A 16845-nucleotide genomic window follows, 5' to 3' on the forward strand; every position below is an offset into this window, starting at 1 on the left:
GGCATTTTTTATTGAATAAAGCTCTTAGATGAATGAATTTCAGTTCTAACTGAATATTACTAAATCAAAATTGGGCAAAGTCTGTTTTGATTCATGCTTTAATAAAGCAGATTGAATTTAAAGTGATTTATCTGTGTTTCTAAAACCTTCAACGCAAGTCGTACCGACGCTCAATCAGGATTATCCTGATTGGCATCAAGGTCGTCAGCACTATGCTTTGTGGTATATAGAAATACAGGATCCTAAATTATTGGCATATCTCACAGCACTTCGAGCTCAGTTTTCAGATCTTTTATACACGCCGAATACGCGCCAATTTCATATCACCGTGTTTATTTGTGGTTTTTTTCAAGAGCTGAATAAAACCCAATTAATCGATCATTCTGAACAACGATGGAATGATAATTTCTCAGCAGATGAATTGGCACTGCACCAACAACAACTTCGACAGTTATCGCTATCTAATATTCGGTTACGTACAGGTCAGATCAATAGCTTTCAAAGTGCTCTATTTATTGAAATTATGGATGTAGATCGTAAGTTAGACCATCTACGTCAAGCTTTGAATTTAACTTCGAATGAAATTGCACCAATCGAATATTGTCCGCATATCACATTGGGCTTGTATAAACAGGCATGGAATAGCGATGATATTTTTGAAAGAAGCCAACAAATTGAACAGCACAGCTTTGATTTTGAAAGCGAGCAACTGACTTTTGGTCATTATCAGGCTCAAGTACTACAAGGGGCGTTGAGTCCTTATTATCAACATCATTTTATACAAAATATAGAGATGGCACAGTCATGATTCATTTCATTTTGGGTGGGGCACGTTCAGGTAAGAGCCGACTTGCAGAACAAAAAGCCAAAGAAAGTGCTCAAGCCGTCATCTATGTGGCTACAGCACAAGCCTATGATGAGGAAATGCAGGAGCGAATTCAGCATCATCAAGCCGACCGCCCAGAGCATTGGAGGCTGATTGAAGAGCCTTTGTATTTAGCCGATCGCTTAGTTGAAATAGACCAAGCTCATCAAACCATTCTTATCGATTGTTTAACGCTGTGGATGAGTAATTTATTGATGCATGAACAAGCAGACTTTCAACAGCAACAATGCCAAAAATTACTTACGGTGCTACCGACATTAAAGTCGGACATTATTTTAGTCAGTAACGAAACTGGACTAGGCATTGTTCCCATGGGACAAATCAGTCGAAAATTCGTCGATGAATCTGGGCGCTTACATCAACAAATTGGTCAAATTGCTGACCATGTGGTGTTTTGTGTTGCAGGTTTTCCAATAATCTTAAAAGGAGATAAAGCATGAACTGGTGGCAAGAACCCTGTCAAAATCCGAGTATCGAAGCTAAGCAACAGGCGGTAAAACACCAGTTACAGCTAACTAAACCTACGGGCTCACTTTCAGAACTTGAAAATGTAGCGGTGCAACTTGCATCATTACAAAACACAGATCAGCCCAATATCGATTTCCCATGGATCACCATCTTTGCAGGTGATCATGGCGTGATGGAAGAAAATATTTCGGCCTATCCTCAAGCTGTCACACGCCAAATGCTACAAAACTTCACGACCGGTGGTGCATGTATTAGTGTCATTGCACGTGAGTATCAAGCCAAACTACAAGTGATTGACTGTGGTTCGGTAGGCGAAGCTTATGAATATGCAGGGGTAGAGCGCTACTGTATTGCAGCGGGTACAGCAAATTTTGCTAAAACTGTTGCGATGAGCGAATCACAATGTATTGAAGCGATGAATCTCGGCCGTAAAAGTGTTGAAGATGCTATCGCTGCAGGTGCGTCAATTTATGTCGCAGGGGAAATGGGCATTGGCAATACCTGTTCTGCTTCTGCTGTTGCATGTTTTTTATTTAATGAGCCGGCCGAAAAATTGACAGGTGTTGGTACAGGTATTCGTGCTGAACAATTGGCACATAAGAAACAAGTGATTGATCAGGCCTTGGCTTTACATCAGGACTATGTCGGCCAAGATGTCTTTAAAGCCCTATGTGCCGTAGGTGGTTTGGAAATTGCCGCGATGGTTGGAGCGTACATTCGCTGTGCGCAATTGGGTCTGGCAATGGTCGTGGATGGATTTATTAGTACGGTTTCGGCCTTGGTCGCTGTTCGTTTAAATCCTGCTGTACGTGAGTGGATGCTTTTTGGTCATCAATCGGCTGAATATGGGCACCAGCGTTTACTTCAAGCCCTTGAAGCTGAACCACTCTTAAAGTTGAATTTACGTTTAGGTGAAGGCAGCGGTGCCGGTGCGGCCTTGGGTTTAATTCGTTTGGCATGTCGTTTACATAACAACATGGCGACTTTTGCACAAGCTGCTGTGATTGGTGAAAAAGTTTAAATGGAACATTTCCGTTTAGATATATTGCGTCATGGTGAGACTGAACTGAGCCATACCTTACGTGGCTCTACAGATGATGCTTTGACGCAAAAAGGTTGGCAGCAGATGCAGCAGACCATAGATGATGTATTGAACGTCATTCATACACACGGTTTAGCGAGCTGGGATGTCATCATTACTTCTGACTTACAGCGCTGCCGTTTATTTGCTTTAGATTTGTCTCAACAACTTAAATGTCCAATGTTTGAAAATGCGAAGTTTCAAGAAATGCATTTTGGCGACTGGGAAGCGGTATCAACCAAGCATATCTATGAAAACACTCCAGAGTTACTCGCACAGTTTTGGCAAAGTCCAAGCACATTTACGCCACCGAATGCAGAAAGTCTTCAGCAATTTCAACATCGGATATTAAGCGGTCTAGATGAGCTAGTTTTGCAGGCTCAACAGCATCATTGGCACCGCGTTTTATTGGTTTCCCATGGTGGCGTGATTAAATTATTGAAATGTATGGCACAGCATAGTCACTTAGATGATTTATTAAAAATGACTGCCGAATTGGGACAATTAAATTCATTCATTGTGCAAAATCGCGCAAATATCCGTCTTTTGGAGCAAAGTGAATGACACCTTTTTGGATTGCTCTACAGTTTCTCACGACTTTTCCGATTCAACTTAAAGCGATGCCATCGAAACAGCAAAATGGACAGTCTTTATTGTTTTATCCTGCGGTGGGATTGTTGATCGGTGGCATTCTTGCCTTGCTTGCTTTTACATTGCATAGTCTGCCGATTATCTTACTCAGTAGTATTTTGCTGGTAGTTTGGATTTGGCTCACAGGTGGGTTACATCTAGATGGTTTAGCTGATACGGCAGATGCGTGGGTCGGTGGCTTTGGTGATGCCGAGCGTACACTTAACATCATGAAAGACCCTGCATGTGGGCCGATTGGTGTGTTGAGCCTCCTCGTGATTTGCTTACTGAAATGGTCGGCACTTTATGTTTTGCTACAACAGCAAATGTATTTGGCATTAATAGTATTTCCAGGCTTGGGTCGTTTAGCCCCTTTATTTTTGTTTTTAACAACTCAGTATGTTCGCGAAAAAGGCTTAGGCTCATCGATAGCAGCAACTATTCCACGAAAGTCGGCATACCTGGTCTTTATACTCTGCCTAAGTGCATGTTTGTATTTTAACTGGCTTGGAGTGGTGAGTATATTCGCGTTTATTTGTACTTTACTGTATTTGCGATGGAAATTTATTCAGCGTATAGGTGGCGTGACGGGCGATACAATTGGTGCCGCGATTGAAATCACAGAAGTGTCGAGTCTTTTAGCGTTTGTCATAGCACTACATTATGTAATTGCTTAGTTTTTACAGTGAAATGACTTAACTCCTGATTTAAAAAAAGCCCAGCTAATGCACTGGGCTTTTTATTTTATCCTAATAGATAAATAATCAAATGAATAAGCGATGGCCCAAGCAATACCATAAATACTCCAGCAAGTACCATGCTCAAGCAGGCTGCAACACCTTCTTCTTTATGACGTGATAATGCTTTACTTGTACCAAATCCGTGTGCAGCATTGCCAAGAGCCGCACCTTGTGCAAAGCGTGAATGCAATTTAAGCCCAGCCAAAACTAGGTCAGCCATAGCCACGCCAGCAATCCCAGTAATCATGGTAAATAGAATCACCAATTCTACTGAACCTCCAATATTCGAGGTAAGTTCCATGGCAAAGGGCGTAGAAATGGAACGTGCCATTAAGCTATAAGACGTTTCTTGGTCAAATTGAAACAACTGTGCCAAATAAAAAGCACTAATAATCCCTGCTAACATACCAATCACGATGCCCAAACTAATGCTCAGCGTATGCTGACGGATAATTTGTCGATATTCATAGATGGGAATAGCAAAGGCCACAGTGGCAGGGCCGAGCATCCATACAATCCATTGGCTTTCTTGCATATAGGTGTCATATGAAATATGAAAGCAAAGCATGAGTATAATCAGCACAAACGGGACGAATAGTGCAGGGGAAAGAACCATATACGGTAACTTACGATGTAGCTTTTTCGCCAAAATATAACCGATTAGGGTCAGGACGAAAAACAATACAGAGATGCTGTTCAACCCAAAATCGTTCATAAGGTTTTTCCTGCTGTGTTGACATCATGATCTGTCGCAGTTTGGTGTTTCGCTTTAAGTTTTGCCTCGAGTTTAAAGCCCCAATAAACCGTAAATGCTGTAAACACCATGACACAGACGGTACCCAGTACCACGGCTAAAATTAACTGCCAGCCAGAGCTGAGTAATAAATCTTGATATTTAATTAATCCAACTACACAGGGGATAAAGAATAGAACCAGTTCAGCCAAAATAAAATCTGAGCCTTGTTTGACCCACTGCATTTTAAATAAACCACTCAACAATGCAGCTAATAGCAGCAATAAACCAATCACGCCAGCAGAGATCGGCAAGTTAAACCAAGATTGAATGCAAGAGCCAATCCACCAGATCAATATCAATAAACTTAGCTGCGCTAAAGTTTTAAGAAACTGGGTAAATTTGGAAGTAGATTGTGGAAACGTATCCATGAGACAACAGCAGAATAGGAGATGACGCTATTTTAAAAGTGCATAACCTGTATAATTATGAATAATTAATTATTAATTATGCTTGAATGGAATAATAATGGACATTAAAAGCTTAAAAGTCTTTGTGACCATCGTGCAAAAACAGAGTTTCAGTCATGCAGCTGAAGCGCTTTTTGTCACTCAGCCGACCATTAGCAAATTAATTCGTCAGTTAGAAGACGAGATCGGCGTGCCTTTATTTCATAAAGGAGAAGCAGGTCGAAAAAGGGAAGCACAGCTCACCTATATGGGAGAGCAGATTTATCAGCATGCTTTAGTGATTTTGAATGAACAACAACGGATGCTTGATACAGTCACCCAAGTTCGTGCCTTAAAACAAGGTAAACTGACTCTAGGTTTACCGCCATTGGCATCGGTATTGTTTAGTCAGTTAATCGCGCTGTTTCATAAAAAATACCCGAATATTGAATTGAGCTTTTTTGAGGTAGGGGCAACAGGTATTGAAAATGCCATTTTAAAAAAACAGGTCGATGTCGGGATCATTTTGGGTCACTTGAAACCGGTGTTAAGTGGTATTCCAGTGATGGAGTCACCTTTATGTTTATTATCTAAAAAAAACTCACAGTGGCGTAAGCGAAAAAACGTTTCGTTGATTGAATTAAAAGAAGAATCCTTTTTATTGTATGACGATACCTTCACACTCAATGACATCATTATACAGGCGGCAAATTACGTCGGATTTGAGCCCAATGTAGTGTGTAAAAGTAGCCAGTGGGACTTCATCGCCAAAATGGTAGATTCAAATGTCGGGATTGCACTCCTGCCAAAAATTTATTGTGAACAACTTGATGCGGCAAAATACCATATGGCTGAATTAGAAAATCCAAACCTAGACTGGAAACTCAGTATGGCCTGGAATACCACTGTTGCCATGAGTCCCGCAACGCGTGCATGGCTAGAAATAATTGAGGACAATAAAGACAAAATACATTTTTAGTTCATTTACAGATCAATAGATAAAATGAATGCGTTGAAACGATGGTGGATTTTACGATTTGTACAACAAAGATTATTGAAAAGGATTTTGCAAAATCAACAGGCATGAATTAAATTGGGTGTCGGTCGTTATTTTTGATGGTTCATAAAATGAAATGGGATGATATAGGTCAACAACCGTGTTCAATCGCTCGTGCACTTTCAGTGCTAGGGGATCGTTGGACCATGTTGATTATCCGTAATGCATTTATGGGCATTCGACGTTTTGATGACTTTCAACAAAATCTCGGTGTGACGCGTCATGTGTTATCTGACCGATTAAAGCGTTTGGTTGAAGAAGGTATTTTAACCAAAGTTGCTTATGTCGAACGTCAGGAACGTTTTGAATATCGACTGACGCAAAAAGGCTTAGACTTGTATCCAATCCTTTTAGCTATGACCCATTGGGCCGATCAATATATGGATCAGGGCTTGGGATCTCCAGTTGAATATGTACATCAGGCATGTGGGCAAAAATTTAAACCGGTTTTAGTGTGCTCATGTTGTGCCGAACCGATCCAAGCCAAACAGGTCAAACCGATATTTACCCAAGCCTATTACATCGCTCTAAATCAATTAAAACCTGCCTAAGCTGTTTTATGGCTTTCTTCAAGATGCTGATTTGCATCTATTTAGCCAAATTAGCCTAAGCGGTATTTGGGTTGCTTTAAAATCACAAACAATTTGCAGGTTTAGGGATGCCCGCTAAACGACTTAAATGTCGAGCGACCAAACCGGTGTTAAATTTGTCTTGTAACACCGCATTATTAATATCAGCGCTCACCGTTTTCATTAAAAATTTAATGAGTGGGCGAGTTGCCGGCGAGTGACCAAACTGTTGATAAAACTGTCGTACAGCTTGTAAAACTTCAAAATGCCAAGGGCTTAACTCAAGCTCTAAACTTTTAGCCAGTTCTTGGGCAACAGCTTCATTCCAAATAGTGTAATCCACCAAATGGCCATCTTGGTCTAATTCAAGATTCATATTCATTCCAAAAGAGAAGATTGTAAAAATAGGTCGCTTTTACTCAATTTATTTGAGTGAAATACATCTTTTAAATCTAAGGCATAGATCAGTAAAAGCGGCATAGTCGATTACTTTCATATGACTATAATTCATACTTTTACTTAAAATCTCAGCATCATTTTCGAGTACATAACATGTGCCAAATTGCTGAATTTGTTCATCTGCAATATGTAAGACTGCTTCACCCATCAGGATGATTGAATCTTCAGGGTTGATTAAACTGGCTAACTGCTGGATGTGCTGTAGGGTATTGGCATAGCTGGCTTGGACTAAATACAGCGTAGAATTTGACATCATCATTCCTCTTTTACCAATACAACACATGATCAAATTGTTGAATTAATTCAGTATTGAATTGAACAAACTCAAGTTCTTGCTCACTGTTGATCACAAATGGATGCTGTGAATTTTTTTGTTCAATATAAATCGGGGTGAGATCATAAAACTCAAAGCTATCAACCATGTTGGATGCGAGTTTAAATGCATGCTTGAGTTGACTAAACTCTTGTTCGGCTTGAAGTAAGCTTAGCGCAGCATCTTTGAGCAACACTTTTACGTTACAGCCGAAGGTTGCAAGCACCATGGTCGCAGAAAGACTTTCATGTACTTGTAAGCTTGCAAGATTTGCATGGGTTAAAACAACCAGTACAGATTTCACGTAATTTTCCTTTTCAATGCTACAAATGCGCGGCAATAAAATTTTTAGAATTGCAATAAACGGTCAGCAGCTTGTACGGCATCGGCAAGTTCGCCTAGGCCCACAAGTTCAAATTGCTCAGCTAGATTATGTTGCTGAATATTGTGACGGTGTGCATTTTCCTGATCTGTGATCCCACGTGCGAGAGCTGCACTTACGCAAACAGGTAAACGAATGCCGAGTTTTTGCCATTCACTACTGAATTTGCGTTGATCATCTGGCACCCATTGCAGGGCATTTGCGACATTTACACCATCTTGATAGAAAAAAACCCGAAAGTTTTCGCCTTTCTGCTTCAGCGCTTGGGCAAGACCCAAAGCATGCCAAGCCAATATCGAAGTAGGTGAGGAGGTAATTAGTAATAGAGTACTCATTGAAATTCACTAAATGAATAAACGGTCTAGATCGACAGTTTGTTCTGAGTTCAGAAGAAAAAGCTAGTATACAATGATTTACTCAATGATCTGAACATTTGCAAAGTTTTGCTTATTTAGGCAGCACTGCCATTGCAAATTTTTCTTCAAATAGAACGATTGGTATAACATTGGGTTTAATTTGGATTCAGCCTCAAGCCGTCAGTTTTTCATAAATAAACTGTGCGGTTACATACTGAAAAATCTTTATATGAATAAAATGCAATTTTTGATTTTGCTGAGTGCTATGATCTTTTCATTTTTTAAACCATCTCATGAATATAGAGAAATTTAATTTAAGTTTATTTAATTCAATCAATGCTTCGGACAATGCTTTAGATTTCACCATTTCTTTCGCCATATTTATAGCCAATGATCTATTTTATATCGTGATTCTCTTGATGTTTTTGGCTTGGTTTAAAGGCAGTTTTGACACCAAAAAACAAATCGTTAAAGCCACTGTTTTTACAATTGTCGCATTTCTAATCAGCCAAGTGATTTCAAGTTTCTTTTACTATCCTAGACCATTTGTCTTGGATGTTGGACGCACGATTATAGAACATTCACCGAATGGATCATTCCCGAGTGATCACATGCTGTTTTTTAGTACGATTGCATTTTCTTATATTTTTTCAAAGCAAAAAGCTGTCGGCTATGTATTTCTAGCTTCCGCTTTTCTTGTGGCGTGGTCGAGAGTCTATTTGGGTGTGCATTATCCAATGGATATGGCAGGCGCGTTGATCATTGCTGTTTTGCTTAATTTTGTCGGACTGTCTTTATGGCGAAAATATGGGTTTTATTTGGTGAGCATGATCTTAAAAGTTTATGAATTTTTATTTTCAGCCTTGATCAAAAAAGGTTATATCCGCTAAATTAAGTTGCTTAGATATTTGCGATTTCAAACTTTTGCTGCTGTTACAGTTACATTGCCAACATCTTGCCAGATGAATATTTATGATGATTCATCTGGCGTTCACATCCTGCTTCTCGACCTCAAAAATAGTCAGACTGCTCAATTCCATTTGCTCATTAGAGTAGATTACTTCTAATACTTTTTTTGCTGCGAAATATGCTTTGTTGTACGACTATTATTAAATATCTTCTTCAAAAAGCCTTCAACTCAAATGCCACGAAAACTTGTAATGTCTTCAAAATTGATCGTTAGCTAGGTCATTTGTCGTAAATCAAATACAGTTAATATCCATAACTGCAACACAGTCAAAATTCTAAAGCAGTAAGATAAAACTAGAATGCTCTTGCAGATTGTTCGGCTCATGAAAAATGCTGAGGCGAAGTTTCAAAATTTAGATCTGTAGATAAGTTGGTGGCGACACCAAGATGATGCCAAAGAGTTGTAAAAGCTTGATAACTATAAGGAGTATCTAAACAATGATTTTAGTGACTGGTGGTTTAGGCTTTATAGGCTCACATATAGCCTTGAGTTTAATGGCTCAAGGTCAAGAAGTCATTATTGTGGATAATTTATCCAATGCAAATTTACAAACACTTGAACGACTAGAATTTATTTCAGGCATGTATGTCCCTTTTGTCAAACTCGATATTCGCAATACTCCCGCACTCAATAAAGTATTTGAACAATATACCGTCGATGCTGTCATTCATACGGCAGGCTTTAAGTCATTGGAAGAATCCGTCCTTAAACCACTTGAATATTATAATGATAATGTCAGTTGTATCATGAGTTTGCTGCGTGCCATGCAGCGAACAGGTGTACGAACACTGATCCATTTATCAAGTTTAGCGGTATATGGTCAGTCGTCGGCAGAATTAACAGAAGACACAGAAATCAATTTTACCTATCCAAATCCCTATGTGAAATCTCAACAAATGGTGGAAGAAATTATACGGGATACGGCACGTACTGATAATGAGTGGAAAATTGCGATTTTGCGTTTAGGAAACGTCGCAGGTGCTTTCGAGCATGCAGTTTTAGGTGAGTTTGTTGCGCCATTGCCAAAAAATATCGTACCGCTTGCGATGCAAGTCGGGGCTTTACAACGAGACTTTATTGAACTTCGCAAACAAGCTAAAACTGAAGATGGTACTGTGGAACGGAGTTTCTTGCATGTACTCGACTGCTGTAAGGCGGTGTGGCAATGTTTGCAATGGTTGTCGCAGCAGCAATTCGCCTGTGAGGCCTTTAATATTTCAGGTGAGTTGGTTTCGATACAGCAACTATTAGATACGCTTTCAGAAGTGACACAGGCGGAGATTAAGACGGTCGAATCTAGTTTTTACCCAAGCCATGAATATGACCAGCTTGGGGCAAGTACACAGAAAGCGAAAAGTACTTTTGATTGGCAGCCTGAACAAGATTTAAAGAAAATGCTAGAAGATGAATGGCGTTTCTATCAACAAACATTAAGAGGGAATTAACTCGTCTTGTATTGGGTAAATTTAATCGTCGTGCATGATTTTCTTTATAAAATCACGATAAAGATAATCAAATAAACCACTTATAATTGATAATGGTTATTATTTACAAATCTAGGCAAATTACCTAAACTGTATTTATCAGCAGAGTTTAATTCTGCATAGACGTTCAAGTTTTATAGATAAGGATATGAGGTCATTTATGCAAACACGTATTGAACATGACACAATGGGCGATGTTGAAGTACCTAGCGATGCGATGTGGGGTGCACAAACACAGCGTAGTTTGCAAAACTTTAAAATTGGTGGTGAACGTTTACCACGTCCAATGATTCGTGCAATGGGTCTCGTTAAAAAATCAGCTGCGATCACCAACGCAGCATTGGGTCAAATCCCTCAGGAACTTTCTGGTTATATCATCAATGCAGCCGAAGAAGTGATCTCAGGGCAGTGGGATGCACAATTTCCACTGGTAGTTTGGCAAACTGGTTCAGGTACGCAAAGTAACATGAACTGTAATGAGGTAATTGCCAATATTGCCAATCAAAAACTGGGTAATCCGTTGGGCTCACAAAAACCTGTCCATCCCAATGATCATGTCAATCGTGCTCAATCGACCAACGATTCATTCCCAACCGCAATTCATGTGGCTGCAAGTCTACAAATCAATGAGCTTTTAATTCCTGCTGTAACGAAACTGCGTAATACCTTAGAAGCAAAATCTAACGATTTTAAAGATATTGTTAAAATTGGCCGTACACATTTACAGGACGCAACGCCTTTAACATTAGGCCAAGAGTTTAGCGGCTATGTTTCACAGCTCGATCATGGTTTGAAGCGTTTAAATCAAGCTTTAGAAGGACTGTATGAATTACCACTAGGTGGTACAGCGGTCGGCACAGGTCTGAATGCACATCCTGAATATGCTGTAAAAGCAGCAGCAGAACTTGCGAAACAAACGGGTCTGCCATTTGTAACTGCACCCAACAAATTTGAAGCACTTGCAGGACGTGATGCTGCTGTATTTGCATCGGGGGCGTTAAAAACACTTGCTGTAAGTTTAAATAAAATCGCCAATGATGTGCGCTGGTTAGCCAGTGGCCCACGCTGTGGTTTTGGTGAGCTACGCATTCCAGAAAATGAGCCAGGCTCAAGCATCATGCCAGGTAAGGTCAATCCAACTCAAAGTGAAGCCATGACAATGGTGGTTGCTCAAGTACTTGGAAATGACACAACCATTAATGTTGCCGGTGCATCGGGTAACTTTGAATTAAACGTGTTTATGCCTGTTATTGCTTTTAACTTATTGCAATCTATTCAACTCCTCGGTGATGCATGTAATAGCTTTAATGACCACTGTGCAGTAGGCATTGAGCCAAACCGTGAAAAAATCGATCATTTCTTACATGATTCATTAATGTTAGTTACGGCACTCAATCCTGTAATTGGTTATGAAAATGCTGCGAAAGTTGCTAAAACTGCATATAAAGAAGGTAAAACCTTAAAACAAGTTGCGGTAGAACTCGGTTTAGTCACTGCAGAGCAATTTGATGAAGTGGTTCGTCCTGAGCAAATGGTTTCACCCAATACCAAATAAATTGTTTTGAGATCATTCATCTAGAGTGTTTGAAAATAAAAAGAGGGGCTGATTCATATTCAGCCTCTCTTTTTATTGGATAACTTTTTAATTCTTTTTATCGCTGAATACTGGCTAACACATATTTTTTTGAATCATACATCTTGAAATGTATGTATATAAACAGGACTGTTTATTAAAAATAGGGCAACGAACAGAATGAAGAAAGGCCTGATGATGAAGCGAGTAATTCATTGGATTGGGCTTTGAATTCATTGGCACACTTGTTAAAATGCCTTTCTTTTTCTGTTTTCGTTGCTATTTGACATTTGTTTGAATAAATATTTGCAAGACAGTGTTTTATTTAAGGATTTCCCACAATGCTCACCATCTATTTGACAGATGTCCAAAAGAACGTTCAATTTAAAGACTATCCGGGCGAGCATCCTGTTAAATTTGTTTTGAATTTTAAAAAGATTTTCCCAAGTGTTATGGAGCTTTTGCTACCAGTTTTGCCTGAAAATGAAAATCTAGAAGAAATGAGCTGGGAATCAACAACGGCAGATTTTGAAAAATTTAAATTGCTACTCAGTGGGTGGGGCGTAATCGAACTACGTTTGAACGCTATTGCCCAATATAAAGACCGTGCTTATGCAGATAACTTGGTAAAAAAAGCACAGCAAAAGCGCAAAGAATATAAAAAAGCACAGTCAAAATTACAAACTGTTGAACTTGATTATTTATTCATGCACGAAGTTCATGGTTTGATTGATGCAGAGTTGGTCGAGCTAGGTGAAAAATTCTATCTACCGACTTTACGTGAGCTTTGGAAAAACCAAGTGTCAGCGAAAGTGCTAGAAGCAAAATTCTAAACTTTATAAAGTTTTAGTCGAAAAATCCTCCGCTTAGGAGGATTTTTTATATGTACAGCAGAACTTCAGATTTACTTCGGCAAGTGACTGTTTCATAGTGACCCATCAAGTAACTGAAGCATTCCAACATTTGGAAAGTCGCGATACTTATCATTCCAAATGTATCTGACTCATCTGCACATTTTATTATAAAGGACCATTTTATATGTCAAATCAGTTTATTGACCTGATTCGCAAACGTCGCACTATTTATGCTATTGGGGACAATGTAAGCCAAAGCACAGAATATTTAACTGATTTGATCCAATCAGCGATTAAACAAAGCCCGTCTTCATTTAACTCACAATCTTCTCGTGCTGTTATTTTATTTAACGGTGAAAGCGAAAAATTTTGGGGCTTAGTCGCTGACAAATTAAAATCTTATGCAAAAGATGAAGCAAGTGCTGCGAAGACGACTGCGAAAATGGCAAGTTTTGCAGCAGGTTTGGGTACGGTTCTGTTCTTTGAAGATTTGGATGTGGTCAGTGGTCTACAAGCACAATTTCCGTCTTATGCAGAAAACTTTCCGATTTGGGCAGAACACTCAACTGCCATTGCCCAATTTGCGACTTGGACAGCGTTGCACACCGAAGGTTTAGGTGCATCACTACAGCATTACAACCCAATTGTGGATGAACAAGTGCATGCTGAATGGGACATTCCTGCGCATTGGAAACTTCGTGCTCAATTGGTTTTTGGTTCAGTGGAAGGTGAAGCGAAAGAAAAAGGTTATATGGATGATGCCGTTCGATTTAAAGTCTTTCAATAATGGCAGCGTATAGCACTCAATTTTGATAAAAAAGGAACGAAAAATAAGTTCCTCTTTTTATAGCAGTTTTTATTGAAATAGATAGGGTTGGACAAGATTTTCATCCGTGAAAACCTTGTCCAGATTAGCCCATTGAGGACTGAGCTAAACAAGTGGCTAGAACCAACTTTCTTGCATGTTGAGGCAAGTATCATCAAGTTCTAGCAATAACTTGGCTTGATGTTCTATTTCAGGTAACTCCCAACGGATAAAATATTGCGCGGCTTGTAATTTACCAGCTAAGTATTGTTGATCTTCAGCTAAATCGGAATGTTCAAATTTCACAAGGGCTTGATTGGCCATTTCAAGCCATAGCCATGAAATGATGACTTTGCCCATCATGTCTAGATACAACGCAGAATTTCCCAGTGCCTGATCGACACGACCTTGGGCGAGGACTTGTCCCAAACTTTGTGTGGTTTTCTTCACCGTGTTTAAATGCGCTGAAAAAATTGCTGCAAGCGCCTGAATTTTAGCATGTTGAGCTTGATCAATTGTATTTTGCATACGTTCTAATAACAGCATCAAACCTTTGCTGTTGTGCTGCCAAAGCTTACGACCCAACAAATCCAAAGATTGAATCCCAAATGTACCTTCATGGATCGGATTTAAGCGATTGTCGCGATAGCATTGTTCAAGTGGATATTCACGGGTATAGCCCGCACCACCTAAAACTTGAATGGCTAAATCATTGGCTTTTGGTCCATAGGCGGAAGGGAATGATTTGACGACAGGGATAATCAAATCTAATAACAACGCACTGTCTTCGTTGTTAGCGGCTTGATGTTCATCAATTAAACGTGCAGCAAATAGGCATAATGCAAGTGCACCTTCCACATAGGATTTTTGTGCCAAAAGCATCCGTTTAACATCTGTATGTTGAATAATATTGACAGGTTTTGAGGCAGGATTTTTATCTGATACTAAGCGACCTTGTGGACGGTTTTTGGCATATTCGAGTGACTCTAAATAGCCACGGTATCCAATCATGGCTGCACCTAAGCCGACACCGACTCGTGCTTCATTCATCATCTTAAACATATATTTAAGACCAGCACCTGCTTCACCAATCAGATAGCCTGTACATTGGTCTTTTTCACCAAAGCTCAGTACTGTCGATGTTGTACCTCTGTAGCCCATTTTATGTAATAAGCCAGCCAGTTGAACGTCATTGGCGCCTGCAAGTGAACCATCGCTCAGGGTTTTAAACTTCGGAACAATAAACAGAGATATACCTTTTACGCCCTGAGGTGCATCTTGGATGCGAGCAAGGACCAAATGGACAATATTTTCAGTGATGTCTTGGTCACCTCCTGAAATAAACATCTTTTGGCCTTTGATAAGGTAAGTACCATCGGCTTGTGGTATGGCTTTTGTGGTCAAATCACCCAAAGATGAACCTACATCAGGTTCAGTCATGGCCATCGTTCCAGCAAAGCGACCACTGAACATATGCGGTACAAACCTATCTTTTTGTTCAGTCGTACCGAAAGCTTGAATCACATTTGCAGCCGCAGCGGTTAGAAATGAATAAGCCACTGATGAAGGATTTGCTGACATGAAATAAGCATTTGCAGCCATGTTGATCAAAGTCGGAAGTTGCATACCGCCTGCATCATAATCATGCTGCGCACAAAGCAAGCCGGCATCTGCAAATTGCTTCCATGCCGTTTTGACTTCTGCAATGGTTTTAACCTGTTGACCATCAAAGGTAGGTTCGTTTTGATCGGCTGTTGCGTTATGAGGTGCAAAAAAGTCTTGAGCAATACCTTGTGCAGTTTCTAGGATGCTTTTGAAGGTTTCAGCATCATGCTCAGCAAAACGTGGGTAATGCGTTAAGTCTTGCGCTTTAAACACGTCAAATAGCAAAAAATTTAAATCTTTGTCATTGATTAACTGCGCCATTGCTCAATCTCTAATCGGGTCGAATTTTATGGCTTAAGCCTAGCAGTTGATTTTTAGATATAGAATTGTCAATAATGACACTTAATAAGTCAAAAATGACATTTTGATAATTTGAACTTTAAATGAAGAAAATCATAATTTTAGCATTTGATGGCGCTTTAGCTTCCGCGATTACTGGGGTCATTGATTTATTTGCAATGGCGGGAGTCAGTTGGAACCGGATCCAAAAACAAAATGTGCAGCGGCTATTTCAGGTCAAAATTGCCTCACAACATGGTCAAGCTGTGCAATGTATCAATGGCATCAAGCTTTATGCAGATTTAGCATTTTCTGAAATAACAGATGCAGATATCATTATTGTTCCAACGATAGGCGCGGCGATTTTAGATGTTTTAGCGCAAAATTCAGCACTAATCGAGTTATTAAAAACTCGGCAATTGCAGAGCGGACTGATCGCAGGAAATTGTACGGGTAATTTTTTTCTGGCAGAAGCAGGGCTTTTAGATGGTAAGCAGGCAACGACGCATTGGGGCTTTCAGCAAATGTTTCGTGAACGCTATCCTTTGGTGAAACTGAATGCAGATCAGCTGATTAGCCATGATCAAAATATCTATTGTGCAGGCGGCGGCTTAGCATGGTTTGATTTGGGACTACACCTAATAGAACGTTTTTATGGTTTTGAAACGGCAATCCATACGGCAAAATCATTTGTATTGGATTATCGTCGTGATAGTCAGTTGTCCTATTCATTATTGAAAATATCTAAACCGCATCAGGATGGTTTAGTGCAAAAAGTTCAAGATTGGTTGGAACAGCATTATCATGAAAATATAGTCTTAGATGAACTTGCGGCGCAGTTTAATGTGACAACGAGGACATTGATTCGACATTTTAAAGCGGCTTTGGATATTCCACCGAATCAGTACTTACAATCGATACGGATTGAAGCTGCACGAAAGCGTTTAGAAGAAACGGGACATGCTTTAGATCTGATTATGCGAGATGTTGGCTATAGTGACCCAAGCTCATTTCGAAGGTTATTTCAGAAAAAAACTGGGCTGAGCCCCTTAGAATATCGTCGACGTTTCAGCCGACGATTTGATGTTTAGC

General features: G+C 39.7%; 20 protein-coding genes. 13 read left to right on the forward strand and 7 right to left on the reverse strand.

The window, feature by feature from the left end; all coding sequences use genetic code 11:
* Positions 1-133: 133 nt before the first annotated feature.
* From FTU62_RS05000 to FTU62_RS05020, 5 genes are read left to right on the forward strand one after another with little or no spacing between them, the layout of a single operon-like run.
* On the forward strand, positions 134-808 hold the full coding sequence (locus FTU62_RS05000; RefSeq protein ID WP_180102019.1) for a 2'-5' RNA ligase family protein: 675 nt from the start codon (positions 134-136) through the stop codon (positions 806-808).
* A complete protein-coding gene (cobU, locus tag FTU62_RS05005; protein ID WP_180102020.1) occupies positions 805-1326 on the forward strand; it encodes a bifunctional adenosylcobinamide kinase/adenosylcobinamide-phosphate guanylyltransferase in 522 nt (173 codons plus the stop codon). The genes FTU62_RS05000 and cobU overlap by 4 nt, the downstream gene beginning before the upstream one ends.
* Positions 1323-2375: a nicotinate-nucleotide--dimethylbenzimidazole phosphoribosyltransferase gene (cobT, locus tag FTU62_RS05010; RefSeq protein ID WP_180102021.1), complete on the forward strand. Its 1053-nt coding sequence runs from the start codon at positions 1323-1325 to the stop codon at positions 2373-2375. Before cobU ends, cobT begins: the two co-directional genes overlap by 4 nt.
* The gene (locus FTU62_RS05015) at positions 2376-2999 is read left to right on the forward strand and encodes a histidine phosphatase family protein (protein ID WP_180102022.1); all 624 of its coding nucleotides are present in this window, start codon (positions 2376-2378) and stop codon (positions 2997-2999) included.
* Positions 2996-3742, forward strand: a complete 747-nt coding sequence (locus FTU62_RS05020) for an adenosylcobinamide-GDP ribazoletransferase (protein ID WP_180102023.1) — start codon at positions 2996-2998, stop codon at positions 3740-3742. Before FTU62_RS05015 ends, FTU62_RS05020 begins: the two co-directional genes overlap by 4 nt.
* Before the next feature lie 67 nt (positions 3743-3809).
* Here the strand turns inward: FTU62_RS05020 and FTU62_RS05025 are convergent, their stop codons facing one another.
* Together FTU62_RS05025 and FTU62_RS05030 are read right to left on the reverse strand one after the other, a co-directional pair.
* Positions 3810-4520, reverse strand: coding sequence for an LrgB family protein (locus FTU62_RS05025; RefSeq protein ID WP_180102024.1), 711 nt, complete (start codon positions 4518-4520; stop codon positions 3810-3812).
* Positions 4517-4969: a CidA/LrgA family protein gene (locus tag FTU62_RS05030; protein WP_111884333.1), complete on the reverse strand. Its 453-nt coding sequence runs from the start codon at positions 4967-4969 to the stop codon at positions 4517-4519. The genes FTU62_RS05025 and FTU62_RS05030 overlap by 4 nt, the downstream gene beginning before the upstream one ends.
* A gap of 97 nt (positions 4970-5066) precedes the next feature.
* On the opposite strand from FTU62_RS05030, the gene FTU62_RS05035 reads away from it, so the two are divergent.
* Together FTU62_RS05035 and FTU62_RS05040 are read left to right on the forward strand one after the other, a co-directional pair.
* Positions 5067-5966, forward strand: coding sequence for a LysR family transcriptional regulator (locus FTU62_RS05035; RefSeq protein ID WP_180102025.1), 900 nt, complete (start codon positions 5067-5069; stop codon positions 5964-5966).
* Between the two features lie 149 nt (positions 5967-6115).
* On the forward strand, positions 6116-6595 hold the full coding sequence (locus FTU62_RS05040) for a helix-turn-helix domain-containing protein (RefSeq protein ID WP_078191046.1): 480 nt from the start codon (positions 6116-6118) through the stop codon (positions 6593-6595).
* Positions 6596-6677: 82 nt separating this feature from the next.
* On the opposite strand, the gene FTU62_RS05045 is transcribed toward FTU62_RS05040, so the two are convergent.
* From FTU62_RS05045 to tusD, 4 genes are read right to left on the reverse strand one after another with little or no spacing between them, the layout of a single operon-like run.
* Positions 6678-6989, reverse strand: a complete 312-nt coding sequence (locus FTU62_RS05045; protein ID WP_111884335.1) for a TusE/DsrC/DsvC family sulfur relay protein — start codon at positions 6987-6989, stop codon at positions 6678-6680.
* 48 nt (positions 6990-7037) lie between these two features.
* Positions 7038-7325 carry a DsrH/TusB family sulfur metabolism protein gene (locus FTU62_RS05050; RefSeq protein ID WP_180102026.1) on the reverse strand — a complete coding sequence of 96 codons (288 nt, stop codon included), beginning with the start codon at positions 7323-7325 and terminating at the stop codon, positions 7038-7040.
* A 13-nt stretch (positions 7326-7338) separates the two neighbouring features.
* On the reverse strand, positions 7339-7689 hold the full coding sequence (locus tag FTU62_RS05055; protein ID WP_111884337.1) for a hypothetical protein: 351 nt from the start codon (positions 7687-7689) through the stop codon (positions 7339-7341).
* Between the two features lie 44 nt (positions 7690-7733).
* A complete protein-coding gene (tusD, locus tag FTU62_RS05060; protein WP_180102027.1) occupies positions 7734-8102 on the reverse strand; it encodes a sulfurtransferase complex subunit TusD in 369 nt (122 codons plus the stop codon).
* 314 nt (positions 8103-8416) lie between these two features.
* Here tusD and FTU62_RS05065 point away from each other — a divergent pair, with 314 nt between their 5' ends.
* The 5 genes from FTU62_RS05065 (at position 8417) to FTU62_RS05085 (ending at position 13791) form a co-directional block, all read left to right on the forward strand.
* Positions 8417-9013: a phosphatase PAP2 family protein gene (locus FTU62_RS05065; RefSeq protein ID WP_180102028.1), complete on the forward strand. Its 597-nt coding sequence runs from the start codon at positions 8417-8419 to the stop codon at positions 9011-9013.
* Between the two features lie 517 nt (positions 9014-9530).
* A complete protein-coding gene (locus FTU62_RS05070; protein ID WP_180011423.1) occupies positions 9531-10538 on the forward strand; it encodes an SDR family NAD(P)-dependent oxidoreductase in 1008 nt (335 codons plus the stop codon).
* A 199-nt stretch (positions 10539-10737) separates the two neighbouring features.
* Positions 10738-12132, forward strand: coding sequence for a class II fumarate hydratase (fumC, locus tag FTU62_RS05075; protein WP_180102029.1), 1395 nt, complete (start codon positions 10738-10740; stop codon positions 12130-12132).
* A gap of 359 nt (positions 12133-12491) precedes the next feature.
* Positions 12492-12983: a hypothetical protein gene (locus tag FTU62_RS05080; RefSeq protein WP_180102030.1), complete on the forward strand. Its 492-nt coding sequence runs from the start codon at positions 12492-12494 to the stop codon at positions 12981-12983.
* A 205-nt stretch (positions 12984-13188) separates the two neighbouring features.
* Entirely contained in the window at positions 13189-13791 is a 603-nt protein-coding gene (locus FTU62_RS05085; protein WP_180102031.1) for a nitroreductase family protein, read from the forward strand.
* Positions 13792-13947: 156 nt separating this feature from the next.
* On the opposite strand, the gene FTU62_RS05090 is transcribed toward FTU62_RS05085, so the two are convergent.
* Positions 13948-15735, reverse strand: a complete 1788-nt coding sequence (locus FTU62_RS05090) for an acyl-CoA dehydrogenase (protein ID WP_180102032.1) — start codon at positions 15733-15735, stop codon at positions 13948-13950.
* A gap of 122 nt (positions 15736-15857) precedes the next feature.
* Here FTU62_RS05090 and FTU62_RS05095 point away from each other — a divergent pair, with 122 nt between their 5' ends.
* Entirely contained in the window at positions 15858-16844 is a 987-nt protein-coding gene (locus FTU62_RS05095) for a GlxA family transcriptional regulator (protein WP_180102033.1), read from the forward strand.
* The last annotated feature ends 1 nt before the right edge of the window (position 16845 follow it).

It is taken from the genome of Acinetobacter sp. YH12126 (assembly GCF_013418745.1).
GTDB classification, from domain to species: Bacteria; Pseudomonadota; Gammaproteobacteria; order Pseudomonadales; family Moraxellaceae; genus Acinetobacter; species Acinetobacter amyesii.

Coding starts and splice junctions, on each gene's coding strand:
- FTU62_RS05030 (WP_111884333.1), bottom strand. CDS start 4,969: ATGGATACGTTTCCACAATCTACTTCCAAATTTACCCAGTTTCTTAAA.
- FTU62_RS05095 (WP_180102033.1), top strand. CDS start 15,858: ATGAAGAAAATCATAATTTTAGCATTTGATGGCGCTTTAGCTTCCGCG.
- FTU62_RS05025 (WP_180102024.1), bottom strand. CDS start 4,520: ATGAACGATTTTGGGTTGAACAGCATCTCTGTATTGTTTTTCGTCCTG.
- FTU62_RS05015 (WP_180102022.1), top strand. CDS start 2,376: ATGGAACATTTCCGTTTAGATATATTGCGTCATGGTGAGACTGAACTG.
- fumC (WP_180102029.1), top strand. CDS start 10,738: ATGCAAACACGTATTGAACATGACACAATGGGCGATGTTGAAGTACCT.
- FTU62_RS05020 (WP_180102023.1), top strand. CDS start 2,996: ATGACACCTTTTTGGATTGCTCTACAGTTTCTCACGACTTTTCCGATT.
- FTU62_RS05080 (WP_180102030.1), top strand. CDS start 12,492: ATGCTCACCATCTATTTGACAGATGTCCAAAAGAACGTTCAATTTAAA.
- FTU62_RS05035 (WP_180102025.1), top strand. CDS start 5,067: ATGGACATTAAAAGCTTAAAAGTCTTTGTGACCATCGTGCAAAAACAG.
- FTU62_RS05090 (WP_180102032.1), bottom strand. CDS start 15,735: ATGGCGCAGTTAATCAATGACAAAGATTTAAATTTTTTGCTATTTGAC.
- cobU (WP_180102020.1), top strand. CDS start 805: ATGATTCATTTCATTTTGGGTGGGGCACGTTCAGGTAAGAGCCGACTT.
- tusD (WP_180102027.1), bottom strand. CDS start 8,102: ATGAGTACTCTATTACTAATTACCTCCTCACCTACTTCGATATTGGCT.
- cobT (WP_180102021.1), top strand. CDS start 1,323: ATGAACTGGTGGCAAGAACCCTGTCAAAATCCGAGTATCGAAGCTAAG.
- FTU62_RS05065 (WP_180102028.1), top strand. CDS start 8,417: ATGAATATAGAGAAATTTAATTTAAGTTTATTTAATTCAATCAATGCT.
- FTU62_RS05050 (WP_180102026.1), bottom strand. CDS start 7,325: ATGTCAAATTCTACGCTGTATTTAGTCCAAGCCAGCTATGCCAATACC.
- FTU62_RS05070 (WP_180011423.1), top strand. CDS start 9,531: ATGATTTTAGTGACTGGTGGTTTAGGCTTTATAGGCTCACATATAGCC.
- FTU62_RS05040 (WP_078191046.1), top strand. CDS start 6,116: ATGAAATGGGATGATATAGGTCAACAACCGTGTTCAATCGCTCGTGCA.
- FTU62_RS05085 (WP_180102031.1), top strand. CDS start 13,189: ATGTCAAATCAGTTTATTGACCTGATTCGCAAACGTCGCACTATTTAT.
- FTU62_RS05045 (WP_111884335.1), bottom strand. CDS start 6,989: ATGAATCTTGAATTAGACCAAGATGGCCATTTGGTGGATTACACTATT.